The sequence below is a fragment of the Streptomyces fuscigenes genome, from assembly GCF_021556455.1.
Classification (GTDB): domain Bacteria; phylum Actinomycetota; class Actinomycetes; order Streptomycetales; family Streptomycetaceae; genus Streptomyces; species Streptomyces fuscigenes.
The window spans coordinates 1-4169 of the sequence record NZ_JAKGCV010000468.1; the positions used below are offsets into that span (position 1 = coordinate 1).

The 4169-nt window shown below is 74.9% G+C and carries 3 protein-coding genes; all 3 read left to right on the plus strand.

The genetic code is table 11. The annotated features are described in order from the left end of the window. Positions 1-125: 125 nt before the first annotated feature. Complete coding sequence (locus L1885_RS24715) at positions 126-1628, plus strand: CoA-acylating methylmalonate-semialdehyde dehydrogenase (RefSeq protein WP_235799387.1); 1503 nt, start codon at positions 126-128, stop codon at positions 1626-1628. A gap of 128 nt (positions 1629-1756) precedes the next feature. Then, positions 1757-2458: an alpha/beta fold hydrolase gene (locus L1885_RS24720; RefSeq protein ID WP_235799388.1), complete on the plus strand. Its 702-nt coding sequence runs from the start codon at positions 1757-1759 to the stop codon at positions 2456-2458. 332 nt (positions 2459-2790) lie between these two features. Beyond that, positions 2791-3780, plus strand: coding sequence for an aldo/keto reductase (locus L1885_RS24725; protein WP_235799389.1), 990 nt, complete (start codon positions 2791-2793; stop codon positions 3778-3780). Positions 3781-4169: the final 389 nt, after the last annotated feature.

The window sequence follows — 4169 nt, forward strand, 5'->3', positions numbered from 1 at the left end:
CGCGCCCGCCGTCCGCGACGGCGCGCGCCGCCCGGCCGCACCCGCCGGAACCCCGCGGCCCCGCCGCGTCCGGCGGACCGAGAACCGCTTTCCCGCGATCCGCGATCCCTGAGGAGATCCCGCCGATGAAGACCGTGAACCACTGGATCGGCGGCAAGCCCGCCGACGGCACGTCGACACGCCACGGCGACGTCACCGACCCGGCGACGGGCGAGGTCACCACGCGCGTCCCGTTCGCCTCGGCGCAGGACGTGGACACGGCGGTGGCCGCCGCGAAGGCCGCGTACGAGACCTGGGGGACGTCCCCGCTCGCCCAGCGCACCGCGATCCTCTTCCGCTACCGCGCCCTGCTCGACGCGCACCGCGACGACATCGCCGCGCTGATCACCGCCGAGCACGGCAAGGTGCACTCCGACGCGCTCGGCGAGGTGGCGCGCGGCCTGGAGATCGTCGAGCTGGCGTGCGGCATCACGACGGCGCTGAAGGGCGAGCTGTCCACGCAGGTCTCCAGCCGCGTCGACGTCGCGTCGATCCGCCAGCCGCTCGGCGTGGTCGCGGGCATCACGCCGTTCAACTTCCCCGCGATGGTGCCCATGTGGATGTTCCCCGTCGCCATCGCCTGCGGGAACACGTTCGTGCTCAAGCCGAGCGAGAAGGACCCGTCCGCGTCGGTGCTGCTCGCGCGGCTCGCGACCGAGGCGGGCCTGCCGGACGGCGTGCTGAACGTCGTGCACGGCGACAAGCCCGCCGTCGACGCGCTGCTCGACCACCCGGACGTGGCGGCCGTCTCGTTCGTCGGCTCCACCCCCATCGCCCGCTCCATCCACGGCAGGGCGTCCGCGGCGGGCAAGCGCGTCCAGGCCCTGGGCGGGGCGAAGAACCACATGCTCGTCCTGCCCGACGCGGACCTCGACGCGGCCGCCGACGCGGCCGTCTCGGCGGCGTACGGCTCGGCGGGCGAGCGCTGCATGGCCATCTCGGCGGTGGTGACGGTCGGTTCGGCGGGCGACGCGCTCGTCGAGAAGATCGTGGAGCGCGCGAAGAACATCACGATCGGCCCCGGCACCGACCCCGCCTCGGAGATGGGCCCGCTCATCACGGCCGCCCACCGCGACAAGGTCGCGGGCTACGTGGCGGGCGCGGCGGCGCAGGGGGCCGAGGTCGTTCTCGACGGCACGGGCCACACGGTGGACGGCTACGAGAACGGCCACTGGATCGGCCTGTCCCTCCTGGACCGGGTGTCCACCGACTCCGACGCCTACCGCGACGAGATCTTCGGACCGGTGCTGTGCGTGCTGCGCACCGAGACGTACGAGGAGGCGATCCGCCTCATCAACGCGTCCCCGTACGGCAACGGCACGGCGATCTTCACCCGCGACGGCGGCGCGGCACGCCGTTTCCAGCTGGAGGTCGAGGCGGGCATGGTCGGCGTGAACGTGCCGATCCCGGTGCCGGTGGGCTACCACTCGTTCGGCGGCTGGAAGGACTCCCTGTTCGGGGACCACCACATCTACGGCAACGACGGCGTGCACTTCTACACGCGCGGCAAGGTCGTCACGACCCGGTGGCCGGACCCGGCGGAGACCCCGGCGGGGGTCGACCTCGGCTTCCCGAGCGAGCGGCACTAGAGGTTCGCGGGCCCCGGCCCCGGCCCCGGCCCCGGCGCGGCTCCGGTGTGGCGGGGGCTCCGGTCCGGCGCCGGGCCCTCGCGTCCGGCGCCGATCCGCTGTCAGTGGCGGCCGTTACGGTGCGGGGCATGACGAATTTCGTGTTGGTGGCGGGGGCCTGGCTCGGAGCCTGGGCGTGGGACGACGTGGTGGCGCCGCTGCGGGAGGCGGGCCACGGCGCGTATCCGCTGACGCTCTCCGGCCTCGCCGAACGCAGGGGCGAGGCGGCGGGTCAGGGGACGCACGTCCGGGACATCGTGGCGGAGGTCGAGAGCCGTGACCTTCGCGAGGTCGTGCTGGTGGGGCACAGTTACGCGGGCATCCCCGTCGGCCAGGCGGCCCAGCTGATCGGCGACCGGCTCGCGCGGGTGGTGTTCCTCGACTCCGACGTGCCGGTCGACGGGGAGTCCTTCGCGTCCGGCTGGTCCGAGGAGGGCAGGGCCGTGCTGGAGAAGTCGTTCGCCGCGCACGACGGCCGCTGGGCCCCGTCGGAGGAGGAGTTCGAGGGCCAGGGGCTGACGGACGAGCAGGTCCGGCGCATCGTCGAGGGGTGCACCCCGCACCCGGGCGCGAGCCTCACCGAGCCCGCCCGCCTCACGGGGCCACTCGGCGGTCTTCCCGCGACCTACGTCAAGTGCCTGCTGGACGGCCCCGAACCGCCCCCTGCCGTAGTGGAGCTGCTGAAGAACGACGGCTGGCGCCCGGTGGAGATGGAGACCGGCCACTGGCCGATGTTCTCCGAGCCGCGCGCCCTCGCGGCGCTCCTGGACCGGGAGGCCTCGGCGGGCTGATCCGGGGGAGGGCCGGCGCCTCGCGCCTGACGCTGGGTGCTGGGTGCCGGTGCCGGTGCCGGTGCCGGTGCTTGTGCCTGTTGCGTGGCGCCCGCGGGCTCGCGCTCATGTGCCTTTGCGCCCAACTCCCGGACAGCAGCGGACTGGGGCCGTAGTATGCCGGTCACCACATGAGCCTCCCCGGCACCGATCGCGACTCCGGGGAGGCTCTTCTCGTGCCCGGGCGGCTCGCGCCCGGCGCTTCGGTGCGGGCGCGGCGTGCGCCCCTGCGCCGGACGCCGGTTCCCTGCCCGCCGCGGCCGGGCCGCCGATCCCAGGAGGAACCCCACCTCATGCGCCCCACCACGCAGACCCACGCCGCACCCCCGACCGCAACCGCAACCGCAACCGCAACCCCGACCGCAACCACAGCCGCGGCCCCGACCTCGGCCCGGGCCGCCGGGACCTGGCGCCTCGGCGACCTGACCGTCAACCGTCTCGGGTTCGGCGCGATGCGCCTGACCGGGACCGAACCCTTCGGCGACGGCGTGCCCCGGGACCGGGAACGTTCGATCGGCGTGCTGCGGCGCGCCGTCGAGCTCGGGGTGAACCACATCGACACGGCGTCCTTCTACTTCTCGGCCACGCGCTCCGCCAACGAGCTCATCAACCGGGCGCTCGCGCCGTACCCGGAGGATCTGGTCATCACCACCAAGGTGTGGCCCGGCCGGGACGCCTCGGGCGACTGGTGGTGGGCGTCGCCCGCCCAACTGCGCGGCCAGGTCGAGGAGAACCTCCGCGGGCTCGGCCGCGACCATCTGGACGTGGTCAACCTGCGCGTCCCGCCGCGCCTGCGCGACGGTTCGATAGCCGAGCACGTCGGGGCGCTGGCCGAGCTGCGCGACGCGGGCCTGATCCGCCATCTCGGCGTCTCCAACGTCACGGCCGCACAGGTGGCTCAGGCACGCGCCGTCGCGCCCCTCGTGTGCGTGCAGAACCCGTACGGGATCGGAGCCGCGCAGGAGTCGCGCGACCTGCTGCGGCTGTGCGGCGAACTCGGCCTCGCCTTCGTCCCGTTCTTCGCGATCGCCGGCGCGGGGCGCGAGGCGGGGCCGGTCGGCGGCGAGCACCCGGAGGTGTCGGAGGTCGCCGAGGCACACGGCGTGAGCCCCGCGCAGGTCCGGCTGGCCTGGACCCTGGCGCAGGGACCGCACGTGCTCGCGATCCCGGGCACGGGCGATCCCGACCACCTCGCCCAGAACATGGCCGCCGGTGCCCTGAGCCTGACCCCGGCGGAGCTCGCGCGCCTCGACGCGGTGCGCCCCGCCGACATGCGGCGGTAGCGCCCTCCGGTCCTTCTCGCCCCCCGGGCCCCGGTCCCCGGCCGCCGGGACGGCCGGCGCGCACGCACCGCGCGTCGGCCTTCTCCGGCGCCCGCGGGGGCAGCGGGATCGCGTCCCCGGCCCGTCCCTCCAGGGGCTGCTACGTCGAGCGTGCCCCAGGGAGCCCGGGCGCACGTCCCCGCGGCGCGCATGCCCCGGCACAATGCGACGAATCCCATCTTTTCTTCGGTAGCCTCGCCTGGCCTCACCCCTTCACCGCCTCTTCCCGGGAGCGTGAGCGAGATGAGCCACGCGCACGCGGCGGCCGGATCCCCGGCCGGCCCCTGCGACGCGGGCGGGTCCGGGTCCACGGCGCCGAGCACGACGGCCGACCGGCCGGCGGTGGCGGC

Bases quoted from the DNA above. Each gene is read 5' to 3' on its own strand.
- L1885_RS24715 (WP_235799387.1), top strand. From the start codon at position 126: ATGAAGACCGTGAACCACTGGATCGGCGGCAAGCCCGCCGACGGCACG.
- L1885_RS24720 (WP_235799388.1), top strand. From the start codon at position 1,757: ATGACGAATTTCGTGTTGGTGGCGGGGGCCTGGCTCGGAGCCTGGGCG.
- L1885_RS24725 (WP_235799389.1), top strand. From the start codon at position 2,791: ATGCGCCCCACCACGCAGACCCACGCCGCACCCCCGACCGCAACCGCA.